Below are 20677 nucleotides of genomic sequence, written 5' to 3'. Positions count from 1 at the left end.
ACGGACGCGAATAAAGAAGAGCCCGGCACTGCCGGGCTCCTCAATTCTTCAGATCGGGGAATTAGAACTTGACCTTTAGGCTCGTCGACAGCGCAGCAACCAGATCGTTGCCAAAGGAATAGGAGACATCATCTCCAAACGTGACGCCGTTCTGGGTCACAACGCCAGACGAACCGCTCGTCAACACGCCCACGGCACCGGCGACGCGCCATTCGATATGTTCGGTCGGCGTGAAGGCTGCACCGAGTCCGAGCGTCCAGCTATCGGTTTGCGCGCCATAGCCTTGGCTGGTGCCGCGATCCCAGGTGAGGCTGACCGCACCTGCCCACTGTTCGTTGAACTTGTGACCGACACCACCGGTGATCGTCCAACCGTCCTGGTAAAGAAGGTCGAGCGAGGTCAGCTCCGTCGCACCGCCGGAGGTGCAGGCGACCAAGCCCTTGGTCGACTTTGGGCAGAAAGGCACGGACTGCAGAACACTCCAGTTCGTCCACTTTACCGATCCGAAGGCGAGCCAATCCGGAGCGATACCGCTTTGCAACTTAAGCTCAAGCGAATCCGGCGCTTCGGCAGAGCCAAAGACGTCCGTGATCCTTCCGTATGGAGCGCCATTCAGCGGTGCGAATGGCGCGGTCACCTGCGTCAGATCCACCGTACCAGTCAGATTGTCGTATTTTACACGGCTGTTATAGACGAGGCTTGCTCGCATTGCATATTCCGGAATCTCGTAGGCGAGACCGGCGCGCCAGCCCCAGCCACTATCTTCAAGATCGAGGCGGCCGACGCCGTTGCCGGTACCGACCAGAAGCGGAACGGTTGAAACCAGACGTTCCTTGAAGCCTTCGACTTCCTGATAGAAAGCGCCGCCGATGAAGCGAAGCTGCCCGGGGCCGACATCAAAACGATAGGAGCAGGTGCCGCCATAGTTGCGGGTTTTGATCTCTGTCTCGATGTTATTGTTGGCGCCGGCCCAGTTGAGACCGGGGTCGGTATGCCCGCCGAAGGGCTCGGAATAGTCGATCAGGCAGTCGATTGCATCGCCAAAACCAGCCTTAAAGCCAATATAAGGGATGGTGTAATTTGAGGTATCGTCAGCTGTGTTTGGACGGCTGTTCAGATTGCCGCCGCCTGGGGATACCGACGTATCCGTATCTCGGACGTCCTTCAGCCTGCGTTGCGGTGTGACGTAGGTCACACCGGACTGAAATGAGAAAGGCGACGTGTCGAACAGCTGATCGATATTATATCCGCCGCGCTCCAGACCGCCGGCGAAGGACGGCGATGCAAGCGACGAAAGAAGAACGAGCGACGTTACGCCCTTGGAAAACCTACGCGATGCCATTGTGTCTCCCCCACTCCAGCAATTAATGTGACGCCACTTTAGTAAGCGTTCGCTCGATATGGCAACGCGCGCCACGGTAGCGCTCCCAGGCATTGCAGCGGCTAACTTACGTAAAGAGATTGACGGACACGTCAAAAAACCTGGTTAATAAAATTTTATTCCAGACTTATCGAATTCCAGGTGGTCTTTTGGGTTTTCATTCCAAACATTGCAGCAGCTGTATCAATCCGACAACAGTGGCAGTTTTCGCCCGCTGGATGGCCGTTCAGCCACAATCCACAGGCTGCGCGCCTGAAATCAGCCGTTTTCAGGCGCGAATCGCATGCGCACAGAACGACAAAAGACGCGCCGGCAGAGGGCGCGTCTTTGAAATAACTTACCAAATAGGGCCGGTGAAACTTACCCGGCTTCGCTCACCCTGGAAAGAGCGCCCCTCAAGCTCGCGATCTGACCCTTCAGTTCCTCGAGGCGATCACGCTCGGCCTCGACGACTTCGGGATTGGCGTTGGCGACGAACTTCTCGTTTGAGAGCTTGCCGTCGATGCGGGAGATCTCGCTCTCCATCTTGGTAATCGCTTTTTCCAGACGAGCCTTTTCGGCGGAAAGGTCGATCAGATTGCCGAGCGGCAGGCAGATGGTGGCCTCGGCGATGACGATCTGAGCGGCACCCTTGGGCGCATCGTCAGCCAGCGATATCGCCTCGACGCGCGCAAGGCGCTTGATGGCGGCGTCGTGGCGGAACAGCCGTTCACGCGTCAGGTTGTTGGACTTGACGACGACAAGTGGGGCTGTCGCCGATGGCGGCACATTCATTTCAGCGCGCACTGAGCGGATGCCGGAGACGAGGTCGATCAGCCAGTTGATTTCGTCGGCGGCCCCGTCATCGGCATAAGACGGCGCCGGCCATTCGGCGTGGCAGACCAATGTGTCGCGCTCTTCGCCTTCGCCTGCGGTATGGGCCCAAAGCTCTTCGGTCATGAAGGGCATGAAGGGATGCAGCAGCTTGTAGATCTCTTCGAGAATATAGGCGCTGCAGGCCTGGGCTTCCGCCTTGGCGCCCTCGTCCTCACCATTGAAGACCGGCTTCAACAGTTCAAGATACCAGTCGCAGACCTCGTTCCAGACGAAGCGGTAGAGCGCGCCGGCAGCATCGTTGAAGCGGAAGGCCTCGAGTGCTTCCGTAACGTCACGTTCCGTACGGGCAAGTTCCGTCAGGATCCAGCGATTGATGGTGAGCTCGGCGGCTTCGGGCACGAAATGCGGGTCGCTTCTTGCGCCGTTCATTTCGGCGAAGCGCGTGGCATTCCAGAGCTTGGTGCCGAAATTGCGGTAGCCGGCGATGCGGGCCGGATCGAGCTTCACGTCGCGGCCCTGCGCCGCCATGATCGCCAGGGTAAACCGCAGCGCGTCGGCGCCGTATTCGTCGATCAGTTCGAGGGGATCGATGACGTTGCCCTTCGATTTCGACATCTTCTGCCCATTCTTGTCGCGCACCAGCGCGTGGACATAGACGGTCTGGAAGGGCTCGACGGGTTCGCCGTCCTCATCCTTCATGAAGTGCAGGCCCATCATCATCATGCGGGCAACCCAGAAGAAGATGATATCGAAGCCGGTGACGAGAACGTTGGTCGGGTAATAACGCGCCAGTTCGGGCGTCTCGTCCGGCCAGCCGAGCGTCGAGAAAGGCCAGAGTGCTGAGGAGAACCACGTGTCGAGCACGTCCTCGTCACGCGTCAGTATTTCGCCCGGCTTGAAGTTTTCAAGCAGGTCCTCGACATAGGCTTTCATCGGCCCCTCGTGCGAAAGGTAATGCTGGATCGCCGCCTGCAGCGCCTCTTCCTCGGTCTTTTCGACGAAGACCTGGCCGTCCGGGCCGTACCAGGCGGGGATCTGGTGACCCCACCAGAGCTGACGGGAGACACACCAGGGCTGGATGTTTTCCATCCATTCGTAATAGGTCTTGTCCCAGCTCTTCGGCACCATCCTGGTGCGACCTTCGCGGACCGAGGCTATCGCCGGTTCGGCGAGCGTCTTTGCATCGACGTACCACTGTTCGGTCAGCCGCGGTTCGATCGGCACGCCGCCGCGGTCGCCGTGCGGGACCATGTGCTTGTGCGGCTCGATCTTGTCGACGAGGCCGGCCTCTTCGAAAATCTCGACGATGACCTTGCGCGCATAGAAGCGGTCCTGCCCTTCCAGGCGGTCCCAGGCGCCGTGCAACGCCGCCGGATTGTCGAGACCTTCAAGAAAGTCCTCATTGTCCTTGATGGTGATCGTGCCGTCGCCGTTCATGATATTGATGACGCGAAGACCTGCGCGCTTGCCGACGTCGAAGTCGTTGAAATCGTGCGCGGGCGTAATCTTCACCGCGCCGGTGCCGGCAGCCGGATCGGCATAATCGTCAGCAACGATCGGAATTCTGCGGCCGACGATCGGCAGAGTGACATGCTTGCCGACAATGCCCTGATAGCGTTCGTCCTTCGGATTGACGGCAACACCGGTATCGCCCAGCATGGTCTCCGGGCGTGTCGTTGCGACGACCACATAATCGCGCGTCTCGAATTCGGTCGGCTTGCCTTCCTCATCGAATGCAATCGGGTATTGGTAGGTTACGCCCTTTTCCAGCGGATAGCGCAGGTGCCAGAGATTGCCCTTGACCTCGTGCTGCTCGACTTCGATATCGGAAATCGCCGTCAGCAGCTTCGGATCCCAATTGACCAGGCGCTTGTCCTTGTAGATCAGACCTTCCTTGTAGAGGGCGACGAAAACCTCGATAACCGCCTTCGACAGGCCCTCGTCCATGGTGAAACGTTCGCGCGACCAGTCGCATGACGCACCAAGACGCTTCAGCTGGTTGAAGATCAGGCCACCCGATTCCGCCTTCCACTCCCAAATCTTGTCGATGAAGGCTTCGCGGCCCATGTCGCGGCGGCCCGGCAGCTGCTGTTCCATCAGCTTGCGCTCGACGACCATCTGCGTGGCGATGCCGGCGTGGTCCATGCCCGGCTGCCAGAGCACGTCTTTGCCGCGCATGCGCTCGAAGCGCACCAGGATGTCCTGCAGCGTATTGTTCAGCGCATGACCCATGTGCAGCGAACCGGTGACATTCGGCGGCGGGATCACAATGGTGAAGGTCTCGGCGCCCGGCCTGGCGTTCGCGCCAGCGCGGAAAGCGTCTGCCTCATCCCATATCGCGGCGATTTTCGGTTCGACGGCAGCGGAATCATAGGTCTTGTCGAGCATTTTCTGACCAATTTCGAGGTTCGAGGGTGGCGTTTGTAAATAGGATGGTCACGGCCAAGTCAATAAAAAAGCCGCCCCGGAGACCGGAGCGGCTTTTCAGGAAAAAGCAATCCGATCAGCGGCGCGGGCCGCGCGCCACGCGCTCGATTTCCTCGCGCACCAACCGCTCGACCAGTGTCGGCAGATTATCATCGAGCCATTCGCGCAGCATCGGGCGAAGCATGTCCTCAGCAATCTCGTCCAGCGAGCGGCGCTCGGCACCGTCGATCGCAGCGGCAAGCTCCTCGAAGGAGCGGCTGATCTGCAGGCCAGCGCCCTCCGAAAGCAGCGTCGGCTGGACCTCGTCCATAACGCTCGGCAGGAAACGCTCGGTCGACGACTGAGCGGGTTCCATGGCCGGCAGCGCTGTTTCGACGGCAGGCGCAGGCTCGGCGACGGCAAGCCTTTGCGTTTCGGTAAACATCGGCTCGGCCGGCTGCTGGATCGCAGCAGGCTGGATGGGCGCTGCGGCATCCGGGAAAACAGGCTGTGGTGGCTGCGGCTGCGGTGCCGCGGCGCGCGGCGGTTCCGGCATCACAGCCGGCTGCGGTTCGGGCTGACGGAAGCCGCTCGGAATTTCGCGCAGGGCCTGACCGGCCTGCACGGCGCTGCGCTCGGAGGCGGCGCGCACGCGGGCGGCGACATCGGCAAGCGACAGAGCGCGGGCCGGCACTTCTGCTTCGGGGGCGGTGCCGGCCGAATTGGCGGCGACGAAACGCGGATCGGAGGAGCGCATGACCGGTTCGGGGAATTCCACGCCGGCATAGGTATCGTCGACCGTCAGATGAATTTCGGAGCCATTGTCATCCTCGTCGGCACCGTAGACCGGCGGCAGGGATGCGGAAATCGCCTTGCCGGCGCCGGGCTCATTGCTTTCGATGATCTGGCGGATGGACGCCAGAATTTCTTCCATGGACGGTTCACGCGCTACACTTGGCTGAGCCATATCTATCCCCGTTATTCCAAAACAACGACCGGATGGTGTGGAGCGTTCATCCGAATCACCACGACCTTAGAATACCCCAGACGTGAAAAAAATCATCGCGAATCAAATGAATGCGGCCATGCACAGTTTTGTTACCTGATGTTTTCCACCCGCAAAGCCTGTCGCGATTTTGCGGCGGAACATCCCATAAAACCGAAGTTGAAGCGCATAACATCCGTCCGATCCGCCGTGGCGGCGTCAGGGTAGGTGATGTTTGTGAAGGCTTTCCAGCGGCGTTGACAAAAAACGGGCGCCGATGGCGCCCGTCGCTGAACGTCATAGACAAGAACGATGTCAGAAAACGAATTCGCGCGCCTTGGCGAAGCCCGGCAGCGGCTTGACTGAGGCGTTGAAAAAGACGTTTTCCGAAATGGCGCCGCGCTCGGCGACGAAGACCTTGGCACGGGCGGCATTGCCGTAACCTTCAACGGTGATCAGACGGCCACCATCGCGCAATTGACCGAGAAGGGCAGCCGGAACCTCTTCGACTGCGCCGTTGATGAAGATCAGATCATAGGGAGCGCCGGCAGCGTAGCCCTGTTCGAGCGGGCCGGTCACCACCTCGACCTTGGCGTAGCCGGCAAGCTGCGCCTTCGCTTCAGTGGCCAGCGTCTCGTCGCATTCGAGCGCGATGACGGAGCCGGCAATGATCGACAAGAGCGCCGAGGCATAACCCGTACCGCAGCCAACCTCGAGCACGAAGTCGTCTTTGGTGATCGCCGCCAGCTGCAGCAGCTTGGCGAGCGGCGATGCCTCCATCAGGAACCGGGCCGGCTTTCCCGGTGCGGCTGCGGAGATCTCGACGTCGTTGTCGATATAAGCCAGCAGCTTCGCCTTCTCCGGCACGAAAGCCTCACGCGGCACCGTGTGAAACGCCGTCAGCACCGAATGCGAGGTAACGTCCGTCGTGCGAACCTGGGTATCGACCATCTTTGCGCGCGCTGCTTCGAAATCCATCATGTCCTCTCGCTCTTGAAAAGCGGTTCCTGTCCCTCGTCTCTTAATCTCCGCCACGGATGCTTTCAAGGCTTGGCAGCCGTCGGCGAAAAGAATCCGGCCGGCGCCTCTTCCGCGCCACAGGAGCAGGAGGGACGCTGCAACTCCAGCGTGGAACCTTCCGCCCCTTCATGCTATGATCTGCAATGGAGGAAATAGGAGGAGCAGGCCATGTCTGCGATTTTCGAATATTTCACGCTGTTCGATTTCTTCATCGTCGCAGCGCTCATCGGCATCTTCTGCTGCGGGCTGCTGGACGGCGAAACGACCTGGCGACGATAGACGCCGAGGCACGCTTCAAATATCCGGGACGGCGTCTGAGGCAATCTCATGCCGGCAGACGCAGCTCTGACATGTGTTCGTTTCCTTTCAAATCCAGCCCTCGACAGCCGCACGCGCATTAACGTATGTCAACCATTCTGTTGCGGCACCTCGCCTTCCGCTATGGGTGTGCGAATGCAAACCTCTCTGATCCAATCGCGCGGCATAGAAGCGCTTCATTACAACGCCGATGCGCGCCTGCTGCTGATCAAATACAGCAGCTGCGCACTCGCAGCTTCACCCGCATTTCGCGCAGGGCATGCGGCGGCTTCTCGGCGCCGGTTGCGAATCGCCGACGGGCCGCGATTGAGCGGTGTGGAATATCAGGCGGAGATCCGAAAATAGCTATCTGAAGGCGCTCTACCGCCTCACGGGCATCAATCCGCAGTTCGATTTTTCGCCCGGCCGCGGGTCTGGTAGGATCGATAACGCCGATGCGGCACCGCTGAGCCAGCAGTATTCGGACAACTCTGTCATGTGGAAGATGTTGGAGGCCTCGCCCGGAAGGGCGCAAGCGGGCAAAGTCAAACAGTTACCGCGACTATCGCCACACCTCCGCTGAAATATTTCTCATTAGAAATCAACGGCAGCTGCCACACCCTGCCACACCCAAACACCTGTTGAACAACCGCGCGTTTGGTAACCATTGTCACAAAAGTCCAAAAATAGTTCTTGCGCAAATTTCGCGCTTAGGCTGTAGCTAATTACTTAGGGTGGGGCAAATTCATGAACATAATAAATCACGCGGGCATGGCCCCGGCGGCCGCTATAGCGTCGCCGGACGAGGAAGTTATCCAGCTTCTGTACATGACGGCGAAGGAAGACGATCTCTGCTGTCTCATGACTGATGGGGAATGGGAAGATTACGACAAGACCATTGTACACCGCGCCTGCGATCTTGGCCTCGTCACCATTCATAGTCCAGGTGGCGGGTGGAGTTACGTGACCGGCTGGCGGCTTACAAAGCTCGGCAAAGAAACAATCGGCGTCCCGGTAAAGCTCGGCATCCTGTCGCGTATCCTGGCATTCGTCACCAGAACTTGAACCCTACTCCATCTCGTAGATCGCGGCGTTGTCCTGCACCTCGCGAAGCCCCTTGTAGGAGGAGTGTCGCAGCTGACCGTCGTCCGTCCACGCTCGATATTCGATTTCCGCGATCAACGTCGGCTGCAGCCAGACGACATTCTTCCGCCGGCCGACATACTTGATCGCCGGGGTCTTTCGCTTGATCCTGTCCATCAGGCCGCGCAGCTTCCATGCTTCGCTTTCCTTAAAACCCGTCCCGACCGAACCGACATAGACCAAGTCGTCGCCCTTGCGGGCGGCGAGCAGCAGCGACCCGATATGGCCCCGCGCCGCCATCGATATCTCGTGACCGACGATGATGAAGCTGTCGCTCTGGACGCATTTAATTTTGATCCAGTCGCCGCCCCGGCCGGGGCGATAGGGCGCGCGCCGTCGCTTCGCAACGATACCCTCAAGGTCAAGTTCGCAGGCGCTCGCCAGCAACTGATCACCGTCCGCATCGATCTCCTCCGAAAGCCGGATATCGCCTTGCCCTTCTGCCGGCACCAGATCCTCGAGCAGATGCCGGCGCATGTCGTGTTCGGAGTTTCTGAGATCGCGGCCGTCGAAATAGAGCAGATCAAAAGCCATGAAGATTGCGTCGCTTGAGCTCTTCTTGCCGCCGCGACCACCGAGCGATCGTTGTAGCAGGCCGAAATCCGACCGGCCCTGCTGGTCGAGAACCACCGCCTCTCCGTCCAGGATCGCCGTGCCAACAGGAAGCCACAACGCCGCCTGTTTGATCGCAGGGAAACGATCTGTCCAGTCGTGGCCGCCGCGCGTCAGGATGCGTACCCCGGACGGCTCGATATGGACGGCCAGGCGGTAGCCGTCCCATTTAATTTCATAAACCCAGTCGTCGCCCTTCGGCGGCCTGGCCTTCAGCAGCGCAAGGCAAGGATCGATGCGATCCGGCATAGGGTCGAGGGGGAGGTTCGGCTGTGCGGGATTTCGCGATCTGCGAGGCCGGGATCGAACCGGCTTGTCAGCATCCTGCAGGAGTGGCTTTGGTTTCGGCGGCTTTGTCATGCCGCCTATCCCATCAGCAATACCTTAAAAAGCAATTGCCCAATTTGTGTTATTGACTCGATCGACGGCAAGAACATATTAGGAACACGCTCTGGCGGGAAACTAAAAAATCCATCGACATGCGGCGGTCGATCCTTTGCGAGGACGAAACTATGCGCCGCTTTCATCAGACCCCAGACTGGTCGCCTGGCTACATCAACGTCTGCCCGCAGCATGTGCAAATCATGGCTGAATGTACGGCCTGTGGCGTAATGCGCGAATTCGATCGCAAGACGTTGCCCGACAGTTTGAGGCACGCGCTTATCGAGGAAATCGAAATGCGCCTGAAATGCGCATGCGGGGCGAAGGTCGCGAAATTGAGGTTTGGCCACTTTCTGGATGGAGAAGAAGAATGAACGATACCGATAAACCGGCGCTGACCATGGCGCCACAAATGTATGTCCACTACTGCGAGCACGCCGGCTGCGACAAGTGGGGCGGGTTCGGCCGCAGCGCCGCGAAAGACGAGCCTCCCCAGTGGTGGTGCTGGGAGCATTTCCCCGAAGAGTTCAAGATTCGCCGCCCGAATAATCGCGCGCTGAATATCGAGAAAATCGGTGATTGATAGAGGGCTGTCAGCCTTCTTCCTCATCTTGATCTGAGCGGCGGCGCTGTTCTTCCTCGGCCTCGACGATCGCGATGTCGAGGAGATAGACGACCATCTCACCACCCGGATTGTCGGCGGCAATGTGCCTGGCTTCCTTCAGCTGCTCGATGATGAACGGAATGCGATCCATTTAAGCCGACCCTCCCGTTTCGTCACGGCGAATCGATGCAACCAGGGCAAACTTCGTCATCGCATCGTAGGAGACGAAGCCACCCTCTATCCGGCCTTCCCATTCTGAGACGCTGCGCTTGGCCGCGATGGCATTGTCGCTTCGCGCCGGCAGTTCGGACATGACGCGAGCAAGACGGCCCATCCTCTCGGCCGAGCCGAGGTTCATGGTGTTCCCGGAGAGGAACCTTTGCGCCTCCTGCATGAAGCGATCGCGAAGCCAGATAATGGTTTGGTCAAGAAATCCACTTGTCTGCGGAGCCGCCATTGCCGGTACCGCCACGGCCATTGCCGCCATGCCTGAAAGAGCCAGAAATCGCCGTCTGTTGCCATCTGGCACAGCTTCGTGTATTTTTTGCATGTCGTACTTCCTTACTGATTTATGACCAAATTCAGGGCGAAGCAGGTTCCTAGGCCGGCGCTTCGCCCTTTGTCTTTTTCTGACGTTCCATTTTCTCTTTGAGCGCCATGACGATTTCGGAGTTTTTCGATCTCAGATTCCGGGCCGCTTCCGCTTCTACCCACTCATTGATATCGCTTGGCATCCTCAGCCCAAACGGCGTTATTTTGCTGTTCATAGGCCACCTCTAAATTAGCAACACAGTGTCGCCATAGCAACACCTTGAAGCGATTGATGTCAACTGCACTTTCGCTACAAAGTGTTGCTATGAGCAGCAAGAAATCGCCCAGCGAAAAAATCGGAAACGTCACCCCGTTTGGCCTGCGATTGCTGCCGGAGCTAAGGGCGCGCGTGGAAGAAGCCGCACGCAAATCGAAGCGTTCTTTGAACGCAGAGATTGTCGCTCGCTTGGAGGCGTCGTTTTCAGATATATTCTCCAGCGACGAAGATTTTACGGACGTGATTACCGAAATCGACAAACTGAAGGCCCGCCTGATCCACAAGCGGACAGAAGTTGAGAGCAAACGCAAAAAAAGCTCGGCCCTTTCTTAAAAGAGCCGAGCAACGATGTTCTGAAGTTTGTCGAGCGCAGTCTGCTGAGAGTAGGTCGACTGCCTTTTACGGGTCCCCAAACGTCGGAAAGGGCGAAACAACGAGCGCCGCCTGCGGCACCCGCATCAGCGGCGCATCGAGCCGCCCGAGCTCGTCGAGCCGATCCGAGAACACAATAAGCGTCGTCGCCGCGATGATACCGGAGAGGATAAGGGCGACGATCGCCCGGGTGATGTTGTCGCGCGGCACGTGGCCGCCTTCCGTCCCCCGCGCTAGGATCATCAAGAAGACTGAGAAAGCCCCCATGATCATGATGATGCCGGTAACCGGCGAATAGACCAGGTAATCCGGTCGCCCGGTCCACCGGAGCAGATTGCCCCACAGCCGCTGCACTGACATGAAGAACAGGATCTGGAAGATGCTGAAGGCAAAGAAATCGGCATAGTCTTGGCCATCGCGCATCGACCTCGCCGCCGGCTTGAACCATTGCACCATGCCGACAAGGCATGAGCCCATGACCAGCGCAGAGGCGATCTCCTGAAATTCGTACCAGGAGAAGAGTGAAGCACAAAGCCAAGTGAGTAGTGTCACGGCGAGGAACAGATAGGCGATCAGGCTTCGGCGCAGTCGTTTCATTTAGCTTGCCTTTCATCGAGTTTTTCAAGGGTGGCCAGGGCGATGCGCCGCGCCCAGTCCATTTTCACAGCGTGGTCCGCCAAGGCCTCGGCGAATTTGCCCTCGGCCTCGAGCAGTTGCTGGCGGGCGTCTTCGGAAAGCAGAGGGCGCGCCCTCTGATCGCTGCGGTGCCTGAAGAACGGGAGTAGCTTCATGCCCTCTCCTTTGCCTGCACGACGGTCGCATTCACTGCGAATTGCAGCTTCTGCGTTGCCGTGAGATCGGTGATCGCATCAATGACTTTCTGATATTCAGCCAGGCGCTTTTCCGTCAGCGCCTCGAATTCCTTCCGCATATGGGCGATATCGCTGTCGTAACGCTTCCTGTCCTTGCCCCTCCCATGGTGCGAGAGCAGAAACAGGCAGAGGAAAAGAAGCGTCGTGAAGCCCAGCACGCCTTGTGTAAAGGCATACTCAGTGAACAGTTTGATGATGCCGACTTCTTCCACGCGACCGGCCTCGTTACTTAGCCGCGTCGACGGCCGCCACGCAGGCGGCGCGGCGGGATTCGCCGATGTTGCGGGCCGTCCGGTCGGCCGACCATCCGTTGAAGATCTCTTCCTGCGTCATGTCCCGATCTGGCTTCGGCGAAAGCGCCGGCGTTGCCTTCCGGCATTCCGGCGGCAGCACCACCGTCACGGTCCGGGTAATGACGATCGGCTCCGGTTTTGGATTAGTCAGGGAGCAGGCGGACACGATCGGCGCTAAGACCGACATCGCCACCATGAGGCAGAGCCGCATTGCGTTTCCTCAATTCTTCGAGCTGCTGGGAAGCGGCGTTGACGCGATCGGCCGCGTCCGCCTGGATCTCGATCACCGCCTTGGCCTGGTCGGCGATCTTTTGGTTGGCCTCGGCATTGGCTTTCTCGATCTTCGCCGTCCATGTCTGGTCGGAGAGCGCCTTGGCATTTGCCGATGCATTGTCGACCATGGAGCGGATTTCCCGGATGGAGCCGTAGACGAGACCCGAGATGACAAGCACGAGCGCCAACGCGGCCAGGCCGATCGCGATAGGCTTTGATAGACCGATCATCCCACTTCATCCTTTACCGATTGATCCTGCGTCGCCTCGCCGTCGATCGCGACAGGCGGGTTCGCGTAGGGCAAACCCGTTCTGGTGGCGAAGATTGCGGTGATGTCCTGAGCGGTCGCAAAGCCGGTGAAGAAGAACACCGAGGCGATGAGGTTAAGCGTCATGCCCCAGGCGATCGTCTCATTGACGCGAGTGTCCGCCGCGTCCTTCAGCAGGTAGAGCATCCAGAAGGACACGATCACATTCGGGAAGATCAGAGCCTTGCGCCACTGCCATCCCGGCTCCCCGCTCGCTTTTGCTTCCCTCAGCCTCGCCGGCCGCGGGCCACCGTAGCGCACTTCCCTCACAGCAGCGCCTGCACCTGGCCGCGCATCCTGTCGCCGCACGCCTTGGCGCCGACCGTCTTCGGATCAAACGGAAGCCGCGCCACATCCCATTTCCCGGCCTGCTGGATGCCAAGATTGGTCTGCACCTCGGCGTGGCTGAGGATGGTCTTGGGCGTGACCGGGATCCTGTAGAAGCTCGCCAGGTGAGCGATCACTTCCATCGCCCGGTTCCACTGCGTTTCCGTCATCGGGAACTTGCCGGCGTTGAACGGGCTTTCGACCGCCCCCGCCATGCAGGCCATCGAAACGCCGATCGCGCCGGTGTTGCAGCCGCGCGTATGAGCGGCATAGTCGTCATCGGCGGTGTTGACGTTGTCGGCAATGGTATGATCGCCGCGAACAACATTGCCATCGTTCTCGACGATGAAGTGATAATGCTCCTTGTCGAGTTCGGAGGCCTTCCAGCCCCCGGCCGACCAGTGCAGAACGACACGGCTCATCTTCACCGACTGGAGCCAATCCAGCGGAATGCGGTATGTCATTGAATCTTCCTCTTGAAAAGTTTCGGAGGTCGCGTTGAACGCGCGGCAGTTATGCAGCCAGGCGCGCTTCAAAGAGCGGATCGAGGTACGGCACAAACTCCGAGGCTATTACGGCGGCCATGTTTGCATGGTCTGTTGGGCCGGGATGAACCTGATCGGCGGGATATGTGGTGAAATCACCCGCGGCTGCGTTAATGTCGTAATACTTATCGCAATATCCGTTTGCGCCTGATGCGAGCCAGTTGTTGTATCCAGTGCGCAGCGTGTTTTGCGCCGCGCTGAACCCACCTCGAGGAATGATCGATGAGGCGTGCACCCTCAAACGATAGCCATAAGGTCCGACAACGCTGTGAGCGAAGCTCGCCATGTTGACGAACCTGGCCTTCAACACCTCAAGATCAGTGGTGAAAACGATATCGTTCGTGCCGAGGTGGAAAAATATGTCGGTCAGGTACTGCCACAGAGCAGTAGTCTTCGGAGAAACCGCGACTTGGCAATTCACCATCGTTGCGCCGCCGACAGTCTGCCGATGCCACGGAACTTTATAGCCGTTGACATTATTGAAGGCCCGGTGGAGGAGACCGGCCGACCCTGAGCTGTTGCTGTCGCCCTGCCCGTTGCCGATGCTGTCCGTACGCCATCCGACTGCTGCCAGTGGCCGATCAGGAATTCCGAGAAGCATGGTCGGCCAATAGACAGGTCCGCCGGAAGTACCCGCCGTATTGATGACGCCGCTCGCCATGAGCTGCGAAGCGCCGTTAGTGCGGCAACCATCGTCGTCGAGGCCGACACGATCGATTCCGTTCAGCTTGTCAGTAGAGAGCAGATTGATGCGTTCTAGGCGCGTCCAGAACTGTGTGTTGGCAGGGATGGTGATGAGGTCACCAAGATCTTCGGAGAAGATGGTCTCACCTGAAGCCGCAATTTTGAAATTTTCTACACCGTCGTAAAGGAAGCGGCTGCGACCGCCGCCTGTTCGCTCCAATGCGCGCGTAAAAGTCTGCGCGTTGGACGGCTGGTTAGCTTCCAGACCCGAGCCTGGTGTTATGCTCCATCCGGCATCGACCAACTTCAGTCGCCGAATATTGGCGTTCCCGGTAAAGTGGCCGAGCCTCCCCATGTTCCGGGTGAACGAGCCGACCGTTGTGGCCGCCATGTTCGATACGCCAGTGAAGGTGGACACCAATTGGAAGTTCGTTGGGACTATGGTGGCAGCCGCCTGAGCATGGGCGGCTGCCATCAGGATGCGCCTTTGACGATTGGTCAGAGCCATGGATTAGACCTCGGCCGTATGTATGGTGGGCTTATAGACGTCACCCGACCCGCCCGGGAAACCAGCTATCGTCTGGAGATAGGCGTACACATTGCCGGAATTCAGCTTCACCTGCTTTCCGATGTTGTTGACCTCGACATACAGCGCCGAGCCGAGATCAATCGGCTTCGGGATATCGATGAAGCCGAGATAGGCCGGGTCGTCGCCGATAGGTAGGTCGAAGGGATCACCGTCAACCAGGTTGGATGGCGGCGTCACGCTGTAGAGGTGCAGACGGAACGCGCCGAGGCCGGCTGGAACGGCGGCGACGTTCATCTTAAACTGGACGCTGTTGATCAGAGCGGGCGCGCCACCAGCTTTTCCTGCCGCAGTAAACGTGATGGGGCCGCCGACGATGTCACCGGCATCATAGACATTAGTGTTCGCCGCACGGGTGATTGTCGCCGTGACGCTTCGCGCAACGCTAACCTGATTGACCGCCAGCGTTGCTCCGAGCGCGGTGCTGATCGCCTTTACCCGGTCGAGTAGCGTGTACTCCGAGGGTATATCCTGCGATTCTCCGAGCAATGCCGCGATCGCGGTCAAGGTAGCGACTTCGCGGGGAACGCCGTCTTTGTCGAGGACGAAGATAGAAGGTACCTGTGCCATTTAAATCACCTGTCCAATGAAGTAGGAGTTTTGGGTGGAACTGAAGTCGAGAGAGCGGCCCACTGGCGGCGCCGCAGTCGGCTCGACCGAAACTTGGATAGTTGCAGCCAAGAGACGGGCGCCACGGGCGGCCTTGACCGTGATGACGGGTGTGGGCGCATCGTCGTGGCTCAGCGGCGTGGAACCGACGAGCAGCCAATCGCCGCTGATCGCGAACATGCCATCGGCATCGTCGGCGAGCGCGTAGCTCCATCCGCCTTCGCTATCGTCGACGACGCTGAAGCGGCCAATGATGGTTCCGGCACCCGCCCGCTCACTGACTGAACTGGTCGAGAGATCGATGGCTGATGGAGTGTCGACCTCAAAGCCCTGACCGAACTTGTCGCGAAGCTCTGGTGAGGTGAGCAAACCAAGCGAGAACGACAAAGCTTCGCCGCTCTCATCGGCCTTCACTCCGTGAAAGTAGGATAGATCAACCATGGGGGTCCTCAGTTTTCGTCCGTCCGCCCGTTGCGGCGCGTGAACTGCCAATTGTCAGGGGTTGCCGGTGTCCCGGCCGGGCTGTTCGGCGCGACCTTGCCGCCCGAAGGGGATCCGCTTGAACCCTCCCCAGCCTCACCATCGTCACCGTCCTCGCCAGCGGACTTGCCGTCGTAGAGCGTGTTGCTGAGGCCGGTCGTATAGCTGGCCTTGGAATAGGCATGCGTGGCCGTGTCGATGATGTAGGGAACACCATCGAGGCCTGGCCTGACATCCTGGAAGAGCAGTGGCGCGCCGGCGATGATCGTCGCATCGCCGACGACAGTCACCGAACTGGAGCCCTCACCACGCTTCAAGGCCTTGGCCTTGGCTTGCGCCGCCTTGTCCGCCTCCTCGAGAGTCCCGTACGGTTCCGGAATGCGGTAGACGCTGTCGCCGTCAGCGTCGCCGTCTGCGTCTATCTCGACGCGCTGCGCCTTGTCCCTGTCCTGATAGTAGGCGACCACCTTGCGATATTTCGTCCGGTCGTTCGCCTCGAAGCTGCAGCTCCCCTGCACGATCATGTCGGGGGTGATGATCACCGTGCCAACGAATGCGCCGCTGGCCGATCGGGCCGCGCCACGCTTGGCGAATACCACTCGGCCGCCCTTGATCGACATCAGTCCATTGTGCCGCTTCTCCAGCCGGTGCAGCAGTTGCAGGTCGCTTTCATCCTGCTGGCCGAGCCAGGTGTAGCGGAAACTCGCGAGCGAAGGATCGACGGCAGATGATAACCCGTTCTCGCCCGCGATTTGCTCGACCACGTCGCCGAGGCTGGCATTATCCCAGTGCCTCTCCTTTGCCTCCTTCAGCTTGCCAGAGCGGAAATCCGCGCTCTTGCCCGAGATCGACATCGAGTAAGGAAGGCACTTCGGCGACACCTTGTCGACGATGAACCGCCCGAGCGGCCGCGCCGTGCCATAGCCCATGGCAACGCTGATCACGGCGCCCGTTCGCGGGATGGCAAGAAAATTCGGCGGGCCGTCGTTCAGCTCGATCGAGACGGTGTCTGCCTTGACGCCCTGTTTATCGATGACAGTGGCCGATAATAGCCGCTCATAGAAGAGGCCCGCGACCGGCTGGCCGTCGATGGTAACTTCGATTTTCGGATGCATCTCAATCCCAGAGCGAAACGAGCTTGGTAGCAGTGGGCTGCGCCGGCTGGTCTGGCATCACCATCACGGTGCCCATGGGCAGCACCGGTCCCTTACCGCTAAGGCCCGGGTTGGCCGAAAGCACCGCTTCTGTCGTTCCGGCCGTGCGGCCATAGAAACGCCAGCAGGCGAGGTCGACGGTCTCGCCCTGTTTGGTCGTATAGGTTCCAGGCATGGCTTATCCGAAGAGATCGAGGATGGGTTGCAGGATGGAGATCGGGCCCGGCACGGCGTTTTCGTCGCCATAACGCTCAAGCACGATCGAATAGGAATTGCGCTGTGGCATGCCGAAGGCTGTGTGAAAGCTCCGGTCTTCGTCGACAGATTGCACCGTGAATGTTCCGTGGATGACGCCCTCGACAGTATCTCCCGTCACAAGCAACATCGGCGTGCCCGATACAGCAGCGGCCGAAAGCCCCTCCAACTGAGACTGCCCACCGAGCTCGACGGGAAAAAGCACGCCCCGAATGGTCACAGTGTCGGACGTCGGACCCATCCATTGCTGGACGTTGAACCGCTGTGCCACCTGAACCTTTGCCCACGGCGTTTGCAGGCTGCGGGTCACCCCTTCATAACCGAAGCCAAGGGCCTCGAAGGCGAAGGCACCGAGCATCATGGAAGTCTGGCCGGTCATATAGCTTGTCACCTGTTGGAGAAATCAGAAGCCCCCGCCACCGCCGAACGATTCCTCGACAGCGCTTTTTGCAGTCTTGCCGAGCTGATCGATTGCAGCGTCCGCCGCGGCCTTCGGATCGATGACGCCGGTGATGTTAATCGGGGCGTGGATCGTTACATTGGGCCGGGTCGGATTTGTAATCTTCACATCCTGCACACCGCTCGGCTTCATCAGCTCGACGATCGTCGAGCGATCAAGCTTGACGGGACTGTTGCTGCTGTCGACGGCCTGCTGAAGCGGCGAATATGCTGTCCCGCGCTGCGCATTGAGTTGCGTTTCCGAGCCAGTATAGGTGTCCGGGCGCTGCGGGATGAATGGATGGGTTTTGATCCATTCCCTTCCCGCCCTGTCGATGACGCCTTGCTGCTCTTCAGGCGTCATCTTCCGAGAGGAGGCTGTCTGCACGGCCCCGAGACCGGCAACCGTGCTCAGTCGCCCAAGGATCGGCAGCAGGTTCCCCCAGAAGCCGCCGCCCGCTTTGCCTGCCGCGCCACCAGCGCCGGCAGTGGCCTTCGCGCCGGCGACGATCCCGCCCACCTTGCCGAGCGTTTTGATGATGCCGATGGCGCTTGTGATGCCCGTCAGGAAGGCAATCGCCCGGCCGAGCTTCATGATGGTTCCGGCGAGCATCGAGAAACCTGCCGACCACAGCACGAGTTGAAAGCCGTAGCCCGACATTTGCTCAAGGAATTTAACGATCGGGTTATCTTTCACCTGGTCGTAGAAGCTGCGGATATTCTGGCCCCACTCCTGAAAGCGGTGAAAGATGCGGCCATATTCATCTGCCGCCCGGCTCGCATCCTTCACACCAAAGAAGAATTCCTCAGCCTCTTTCGCGATACCCTTCAGCTCGCCACCGCTAATTCCCAAACCATTTAGAAATCCCTGCGTGCCGACGCCGATCCTGTCGAAGATCGTCGCACGCTCATCCAGCGTGTTGAGAATATCTGCAAGATACTGAGCACCCTCGCCGACCGGCCCGAGAAAGTTGGCGCCGATCGACATGCCGAGGTTGGAAAGGCCTATCTGGGCGGCCTTGATCTTCTGGTTGGCATCCTGCATGCGGCGGTTGAAGGCTTCAGAGACGGTCCCATTGGCGCGATCTGCCTGTTCGCGAATGCGCAAGTAGTCGTCGAAGCCCGCTATCATCGGCCGAATGAAATCCAGCGTCTGCTTGTCGCCGAAAATCTGGGTCAGCAGGTCGCCCTGGCCACCCTTCGTCTTCTCGTCGATGAGCTTGATGAAATGCTCGATTGGCGACACGCCCTTCTTGTGCGCCTTCTGAAGTTCTTTCGTAACGTCGACGCCGAACTTCTTGAAGTTCTTTATGGTCTGCGGCGTCATGATCTTGCCCATGAAGTCGCTGAGGTTGTTCGCCGCGGTCGATGCGTCGCCCGCGCCGCGGCGGGCAATCTGCAGAGCTGCGGCAATATCGTTAATGGCTGGCACACCCTCCATGCCGAGCGTCTGCGCCGAGGCCGTCAGCTGCGGGAAATACTGCGCCATGTCCTTCAGCTCGAAAGCGCCGGCATTGCCAGCAGCCGCCATTCCATCCAGCATCTGCTGGATCAACCCAGGCGCAACCTTCAGGTTCTGGATGGCGGAAACCGAAGCGGCCGAGAGATCGTTGATGGCAGCGCCAGTGGCCGTCGCAGCCTTGCCGACGGCCGGGATTGCCGTGCTCGCGTCATTGGCGGCCAGACCCATCGTCAGCATCGTGTCGATGCCTCCAGTGAGCGCTTGCGTCGTCTGGTTGACACCAGGTGCCAGCTTCTGCAGGCGAGCCTGCAGCTGGGCAAGCTGCGTCTTCGACAGATCGGCTTTGATGCCGATCTCGGTCATCGCAGCCTGCATGTCTGCTGCCGGCTTAAACCCCTGCTCGATCGCTGCGTTGACGCCGAGATAGGCGCCACCGAAAGCCACCGCCTTTGCCGCCAAACCGCCAAGCGGAGAGGCAGCCCGGCGCTGAAGGTCTCCGAGAGCCGCGGCAATGCCTCTCGACTTTCGCGTCACATCGTCGATGAGACTGACGCGAAGCTTCGATTCCTGCGTTGCCATGGTTACGACCCTTTGAGAATGCGACGGAGATCGGCGGCCGTGTCGAAGTATGCGAGCAGCTTGGCCGGGGGCCATCGCTCGATCTCATCGAGCGATGTGCTATTGAAATGAGACACGAAGCTGGCGATCATTCGCCAGTCGTGCTGTCCTCGTTTCCCAGAAAGTCCTTCGTAAGATCGAGGATCTTGTTCAGTTCGCGAGCCGAGATCTTCTTGAAGGCGGGGAGCGGAACGTCGGCCATCGAAGCGAGCATGACGACGGACTTCGAAACCTGACCGCCGGCAAATTGCTCGGCAAGCATGATGTCGCCGACGGTCGCCTCGCGGAACGTCAGTTGTGAATAGGTCTTGTCGCCGTGCTCGATCGGCTTCTTGAGCGTATGCTGGACGGTATCGTCAGTCATGGTTCACCTAAAGAAATGGCCGCTCACGGCGGCCTCTGCGGATTGGGATACTGGAAGCGGCCGCTAGAGCAGCAGCGCGTTACGAATGCCCTGATATTGGCTGACGCCGCCGATCTTGACGTCGAAGTCGTCCATCTCGATCAGCTCTTCGCCGTCGATTTCCAGCTTGTAGTAATTGACCGAGACCGTGTTGTCGTTTTCAGACAGCTCGCCTGGCTTCCAGTTGCCGTGATCGAGCTGGTTGATCGAGCCGCGCACCGTTGCGACCGCAGAATGAACCGTGCCATCCTCGTCGACGAGAGCGCCCGTGATGATGAACGGTGTTTCGACGCCCGGCTTCAGGCCGAAGAGTTTGACGATCTGCGGGTCGAGGCCCGGCATCTTGAAACTGAAGCCAAGCTTCTCGTAACCGAGCATGATGTCGCGGGGCTTGATCATGCCGCCGTTTCGAAGTTCCTCGAGCTTCTTCTGCACGACCGGCAGCGTGATGTCGCCGATCTGGCCGAGCTTGCTCTCGCGGTCGGCCCAGAGCGTGCAGTCGCGCATGATGGACCGGGGTTTGTTGCTTTCTGCCATGGAATGCGC

General features: G+C 59.4%; 29 protein-coding genes. 5 read left to right on the top strand and 24 right to left on the bottom strand.

The annotated features are described in order from the left end of the window. Positions 1 to 61 precede the first annotated feature (61 nt). From RlegSU303_RS09095 to RlegSU303_RS09080, 4 genes are all read right to left on the bottom strand, one after another. The gene (locus RlegSU303_RS09095; RefSeq protein WP_231283729.1) at positions 62 to 1342 is read right to left on the bottom strand and encodes an OmpP1/FadL family transporter; all 1281 of its coding nucleotides are present in this window, start codon (positions 1340 to 1342) and stop codon (positions 62 to 64) included. Positions 1343 to 1741: 399 nt separating this feature from the next. Then, positions 1742 to 4585: a valine--tRNA ligase gene (locus tag RlegSU303_RS09090; RefSeq protein WP_231283728.1), complete on the bottom strand. Its 2844-nt coding sequence runs from the start codon at positions 4583 to 4585 to the stop codon at positions 1742 to 1744. 115 nt (positions 4586 to 4700) lie between these two features. Continuing rightward, entirely contained in the window at positions 4701 to 5570 is an 870-nt protein-coding gene (locus RlegSU303_RS09085) for a PopZ family protein (RefSeq protein ID WP_131629432.1), read from the bottom strand. A 333-nt stretch (positions 5571 to 5903) separates the two neighbouring features. Next, positions 5904 to 6569: a protein-L-isoaspartate O-methyltransferase family protein gene (locus RlegSU303_RS09080; RefSeq protein ID WP_186806509.1), complete on the bottom strand. Its 666-nt coding sequence runs from the start codon at positions 6567 to 6569 to the stop codon at positions 5904 to 5906. Between the two features lie 492 nt (positions 6570 to 7061). Between RlegSU303_RS09080 and RlegSU303_RS09075 the strand changes: the two genes are divergently transcribed. After that, positions 7062 to 7271 (top strand): hypothetical protein, encoded by a 210-nt coding sequence (locus RlegSU303_RS09075; RefSeq protein ID WP_231283727.1) that lies wholly within the window; start codon positions 7062 to 7064, stop codon positions 7269 to 7271. 381 nt (positions 7272 to 7652) lie between these two features. Beyond that, complete coding sequence (locus RlegSU303_RS09070) at positions 7653 to 7970, top strand: hypothetical protein (protein WP_231283726.1); 318 nt, start codon at positions 7653 to 7655, stop codon at positions 7968 to 7970. A 3-nt stretch (positions 7971 to 7973) separates the two neighbouring features. Here RlegSU303_RS09070 and ligD read toward each other — a convergent pair whose 3' ends face one another. Beyond that, a complete protein-coding gene (ligD, locus tag RlegSU303_RS09065) occupies positions 7974 to 9020 on the bottom strand; it encodes a non-homologous end-joining DNA ligase (protein WP_231283725.1) in 1047 nt (348 codons plus the stop codon). A gap of 152 nt (positions 9021 to 9172) precedes the next feature. On the opposite strand from ligD, the gene RlegSU303_RS09060 reads away from it, so the two are divergent. Both RlegSU303_RS09060 and RlegSU303_RS09055 read left to right on the top strand, forming a co-directional pair. Next, positions 9173 to 9415, top strand: coding sequence for a hypothetical protein (locus RlegSU303_RS09060; protein WP_231283724.1), 243 nt, complete (start codon positions 9173 to 9175; stop codon positions 9413 to 9415). Further along, entirely contained in the window at positions 9412 to 9624 is a 213-nt protein-coding gene (locus tag RlegSU303_RS09055) for a hypothetical protein (RefSeq protein ID WP_231283723.1), read from the top strand. Before RlegSU303_RS09060 ends, RlegSU303_RS09055 begins: the two co-directional genes overlap by 4 nt. A 10-nt stretch (positions 9625 to 9634) precedes the next feature. Here RlegSU303_RS09055 and RlegSU303_RS09050 read toward each other — a convergent pair whose 3' ends face one another. From RlegSU303_RS09050 to RlegSU303_RS09040, 3 genes are all read right to left on the bottom strand, one after another. Then, on the bottom strand, positions 9635 to 9796 hold the full coding sequence (locus RlegSU303_RS09050; RefSeq protein WP_231283722.1) for a hypothetical protein: 162 nt from the start codon (positions 9794 to 9796) through the stop codon (positions 9635 to 9637). After that, positions 9797 to 10132 carry a hypothetical protein gene (locus tag RlegSU303_RS09045; RefSeq protein ID WP_231283721.1) on the bottom strand — a complete coding sequence of 112 codons (336 nt, stop codon included), beginning with the start codon at positions 10130 to 10132 and terminating at the stop codon, positions 9797 to 9799. A gap of 112 nt (positions 10133 to 10244) precedes the next feature. Next, a complete protein-coding gene (locus RlegSU303_RS09040; protein WP_231283720.1) occupies positions 10245 to 10412 on the bottom strand; it encodes an Arc family DNA-binding protein in 168 nt (55 codons plus the stop codon). A 56-nt stretch (positions 10413 to 10468) separates the two neighbouring features. Here RlegSU303_RS09040 and RlegSU303_RS09035 point away from each other — a divergent pair, with 56 nt between their 5' ends. Continuing rightward, the gene (locus RlegSU303_RS09035; protein ID WP_231283719.1) at positions 10469 to 10786 is read left to right on the top strand and encodes an Arc family DNA-binding protein; all 318 of its coding nucleotides are present in this window, start codon (positions 10469 to 10471) and stop codon (positions 10784 to 10786) included. A 66-nt stretch (positions 10787 to 10852) separates the two neighbouring features. On the opposite strand, the gene RlegSU303_RS09030 is transcribed toward RlegSU303_RS09035, so the two are convergent. From RlegSU303_RS09030 to RlegSU303_RS08955, 16 genes are all read right to left on the bottom strand, one after another. Then, on the bottom strand, positions 10853 to 11422 hold the full coding sequence (locus RlegSU303_RS09030) for a hypothetical protein (protein ID WP_231283718.1): 570 nt from the start codon (positions 11420 to 11422) through the stop codon (positions 10853 to 10855). Beyond that, complete coding sequence (locus RlegSU303_RS09025) at positions 11419 to 11616, bottom strand: hypothetical protein (protein WP_231283717.1); 198 nt, start codon at positions 11614 to 11616, stop codon at positions 11419 to 11421. Before RlegSU303_RS09025 ends, RlegSU303_RS09030 begins: the two co-directional genes overlap by 4 nt. Further along, on the bottom strand, positions 11613 to 11909 hold the full coding sequence (locus RlegSU303_RS09020; RefSeq protein WP_231283716.1) for a hypothetical protein: 297 nt from the start codon (positions 11907 to 11909) through the stop codon (positions 11613 to 11615). The genes RlegSU303_RS09025 and RlegSU303_RS09020 overlap by 4 nt, the downstream gene beginning before the upstream one ends. A 13-nt stretch (positions 11910 to 11922) precedes the next feature. Continuing rightward, positions 11923 to 12156 (bottom strand): hypothetical protein, encoded by a 234-nt coding sequence (locus RlegSU303_RS09015; protein WP_231283715.1) that lies wholly within the window; start codon positions 12154 to 12156, stop codon positions 11923 to 11925. Beyond that, positions 12134 to 12493 carry a hypothetical protein gene (locus tag RlegSU303_RS09010; protein WP_231283714.1) on the bottom strand — a complete coding sequence of 120 codons (360 nt, stop codon included), beginning with the start codon at positions 12491 to 12493 and terminating at the stop codon, positions 12134 to 12136. The genes RlegSU303_RS09015 and RlegSU303_RS09010 overlap by 23 nt, the downstream gene beginning before the upstream one ends. Further along, positions 12490 to 12840 carry a hypothetical protein gene (locus RlegSU303_RS09005; RefSeq protein ID WP_231283713.1) on the bottom strand — a complete coding sequence of 117 codons (351 nt, stop codon included), beginning with the start codon at positions 12838 to 12840 and terminating at the stop codon, positions 12490 to 12492. The genes RlegSU303_RS09010 and RlegSU303_RS09005 overlap by 4 nt, the downstream gene beginning before the upstream one ends. Then, complete coding sequence (locus RlegSU303_RS09000; RefSeq protein WP_231283712.1) at positions 12837 to 13361, bottom strand: peptidoglycan recognition protein family protein; 525 nt, start codon at positions 13359 to 13361, stop codon at positions 12837 to 12839. The genes RlegSU303_RS09005 and RlegSU303_RS09000 overlap by 4 nt, the downstream gene beginning before the upstream one ends. Positions 13362 to 13410: 49 nt before the next feature. Then, complete coding sequence (locus RlegSU303_RS08995) at positions 13411 to 14634, bottom strand: SGNH/GDSL hydrolase family protein (protein ID WP_231283711.1); 1224 nt, start codon at positions 14632 to 14634, stop codon at positions 13411 to 13413. A 3-nt stretch (positions 14635 to 14637) separates the two neighbouring features. Next, complete coding sequence (locus RlegSU303_RS08990) at positions 14638 to 15282, bottom strand: hypothetical protein (RefSeq protein WP_231283710.1); 645 nt, start codon at positions 15280 to 15282, stop codon at positions 14638 to 14640. After that, complete coding sequence (locus RlegSU303_RS08985; protein WP_231283709.1) at positions 15283 to 15762, bottom strand: hypothetical protein; 480 nt, start codon at positions 15760 to 15762, stop codon at positions 15283 to 15285. A gap of 8 nt (positions 15763 to 15770) precedes the next feature. Then, on the bottom strand, positions 15771 to 16916 hold the full coding sequence (locus RlegSU303_RS08980; protein ID WP_231283708.1) for a phage late control D family protein: 1146 nt from the start codon (positions 16914 to 16916) through the stop codon (positions 15771 to 15773). Between the two features lies 1 nt (position 16917). Next, the gene (locus RlegSU303_RS08975) at positions 16918 to 17130 is read right to left on the bottom strand and encodes a tail protein X (protein ID WP_231283707.1); all 213 of its coding nucleotides are present in this window, start codon (positions 17128 to 17130) and stop codon (positions 16918 to 16920) included. Positions 17131 to 17133: 3 nt separating this feature from the next. Then, positions 17134 to 17589, bottom strand: a complete 456-nt coding sequence (locus tag RlegSU303_RS08970; protein WP_231283706.1) for a phage tail protein — start codon at positions 17587 to 17589, stop codon at positions 17134 to 17136. A gap of 24 nt (positions 17590 to 17613) precedes the next feature. Then, on the bottom strand, positions 17614 to 19689 hold the full coding sequence (locus RlegSU303_RS08965; protein WP_231283705.1) for a phage tail tape measure protein: 2076 nt from the start codon (positions 19687 to 19689) through the stop codon (positions 17614 to 17616). 127 nt (positions 19690 to 19816) lie between these two features. After that, positions 19817 to 20092 (bottom strand): phage tail assembly protein, encoded by a 276-nt coding sequence (locus RlegSU303_RS08960; RefSeq protein ID WP_231283704.1) that lies wholly within the window; start codon positions 20090 to 20092, stop codon positions 19817 to 19819. Positions 20093 to 20155: 63 nt separating this feature from the next. After that, positions 20156 to 20668: a phage major tail tube protein gene (locus tag RlegSU303_RS08955; protein WP_231283703.1), complete on the bottom strand. Its 513-nt coding sequence runs from the start codon at positions 20666 to 20668 to the stop codon at positions 20156 to 20158. Positions 20669 to 20677 lie beyond the last annotated feature (9 nt).

Origin of the sequence: Rhizobium sp. SU303 (genome assembly GCF_021052345.1) — a bacterium.
Classification (GTDB): Bacteria; Pseudomonadota; Alphaproteobacteria; order Rhizobiales; family Rhizobiaceae; genus Rhizobium; species Rhizobium laguerreae.
Note: the sequence above shows the minus strand (reverse complement) of the source record. Positions and strands in the feature narration are given on the sequence as shown.

What these genes read in the sequence shown, in the direction of transcription:
- RlegSU303_RS08960 (WP_231283704.1), bottom strand. Translation starts at nt 20,092, where the DNA reads ATGACTGACGATACCGTCCAGCATACGCTCAAGAAGCCGATCGAGCAC.
- RlegSU303_RS09025 (WP_231283717.1), bottom strand. Translation starts at nt 11,616, where the DNA reads ATGAAGCTACTCCCGTTCTTCAGGCACCGCAGCGATCAGAGGGCGCGC.
- RlegSU303_RS08990 (WP_231283710.1), bottom strand. Translation starts at nt 15,282, where the DNA reads ATGGCACAGGTACCTTCTATCTTCGTCCTCGACAAAGACGGCGTTCCC.
- RlegSU303_RS09080 (WP_186806509.1), bottom strand. Translation starts at nt 6,569, where the DNA reads ATGATGGATTTCGAAGCAGCGCGCGCAAAGATGGTCGATACCCAGGTT.
- RlegSU303_RS08985 (WP_231283709.1), bottom strand. Translation starts at nt 15,762, where the DNA reads ATGGTTGATCTATCCTACTTTCACGGAGTGAAGGCCGATGAGAGCGGC.
- RlegSU303_RS09095 (WP_231283729.1), bottom strand. Translation starts at nt 1,342, where the DNA reads ATGGCATCGCGTAGGTTTTCCAAGGGCGTAACGTCGCTCGTTCTTCTT.
- RlegSU303_RS09085 (WP_131629432.1), bottom strand. Translation starts at nt 5,570, where the DNA reads ATGGCTCAGCCAAGTGTAGCGCGTGAACCGTCCATGGAAGAAATTCTG.
- RlegSU303_RS08965 (WP_231283705.1), bottom strand. Translation starts at nt 19,689, where the DNA reads ATGGCAACGCAGGAATCGAAGCTTCGCGTCAGTCTCATCGACGATGTG.
- RlegSU303_RS09060 (WP_231283724.1), top strand. Translation starts at nt 9,173, where the DNA reads ATGCGCCGCTTTCATCAGACCCCAGACTGGTCGCCTGGCTACATCAAC.
- RlegSU303_RS09090 (WP_231283728.1), bottom strand. Translation starts at nt 4,585, where the DNA reads ATGCTCGACAAGACCTATGATTCCGCTGCCGTCGAACCGAAAATCGCC.
- RlegSU303_RS08975 (WP_231283707.1), bottom strand. Translation starts at nt 17,130, where the DNA reads ATGCCTGGAACCTATACGACCAAACAGGGCGAGACCGTCGACCTCGCC.
- RlegSU303_RS09000 (WP_231283712.1), bottom strand. Translation starts at nt 13,361, where the DNA reads ATGACATACCGCATTCCGCTGGATTGGCTCCAGTCGGTGAAGATGAGC.
- RlegSU303_RS08980 (WP_231283708.1), bottom strand. Translation starts at nt 16,916, where the DNA reads ATGCATCCGAAAATCGAAGTTACCATCGACGGCCAGCCGGTCGCGGGC.
- RlegSU303_RS09050 (WP_231283722.1), bottom strand. Translation starts at nt 9,796, where the DNA reads ATGGATCGCATTCCGTTCATCATCGAGCAGCTGAAGGAAGCCAGGCAC.
- RlegSU303_RS08970 (WP_231283706.1), bottom strand. Translation starts at nt 17,589, where the DNA reads ATGACCGGCCAGACTTCCATGATGCTCGGTGCCTTCGCCTTCGAGGCC.
- RlegSU303_RS09010 (WP_231283714.1), bottom strand. Translation starts at nt 12,493, where the DNA reads ATGATCGGTCTATCAAAGCCTATCGCGATCGGCCTGGCCGCGTTGGCG.
- RlegSU303_RS09030 (WP_231283718.1), bottom strand. Translation starts at nt 11,422, where the DNA reads ATGAAACGACTGCGCCGAAGCCTGATCGCCTATCTGTTCCTCGCCGTG.
- RlegSU303_RS08955 (WP_231283703.1), bottom strand. Translation starts at nt 20,668, where the DNA reads ATGGCAGAAAGCAACAAACCCCGGTCCATCATGCGCGACTGCACGCTC.
- RlegSU303_RS09045 (WP_231283721.1), bottom strand. Translation starts at nt 10,132, where the DNA reads ATGGCGGCAATGGCCGTGGCGGTACCGGCAATGGCGGCTCCGCAGACA.
- RlegSU303_RS09035 (WP_231283719.1), top strand. Translation starts at nt 10,469, where the DNA reads ATGTCAACTGCACTTTCGCTACAAAGTGTTGCTATGAGCAGCAAGAAA.
- ligD (WP_231283725.1), bottom strand. Translation starts at nt 9,020, where the DNA reads ATGACAAAGCCGCCGAAACCAAAGCCACTCCTGCAGGATGCTGACAAG.
- RlegSU303_RS09055 (WP_231283723.1), top strand. Translation starts at nt 9,412, where the DNA reads ATGAACGATACCGATAAACCGGCGCTGACCATGGCGCCACAAATGTAT.
- RlegSU303_RS08995 (WP_231283711.1), bottom strand. Translation starts at nt 14,634, where the DNA reads ATGGCTCTGACCAATCGTCAAAGGCGCATCCTGATGGCAGCCGCCCAT.
- RlegSU303_RS09070 (WP_231283726.1), top strand. Translation starts at nt 7,653, where the DNA reads ATGAACATAATAAATCACGCGGGCATGGCCCCGGCGGCCGCTATAGCG.
- RlegSU303_RS09040 (WP_231283720.1), bottom strand. Translation starts at nt 10,412, where the DNA reads ATGAACAGCAAAATAACGCCGTTTGGGCTGAGGATGCCAAGCGATATC.
- RlegSU303_RS09075 (WP_231283727.1), top strand. Translation starts at nt 7,062, where the DNA reads ATGCAAACCTCTCTGATCCAATCGCGCGGCATAGAAGCGCTTCATTAC.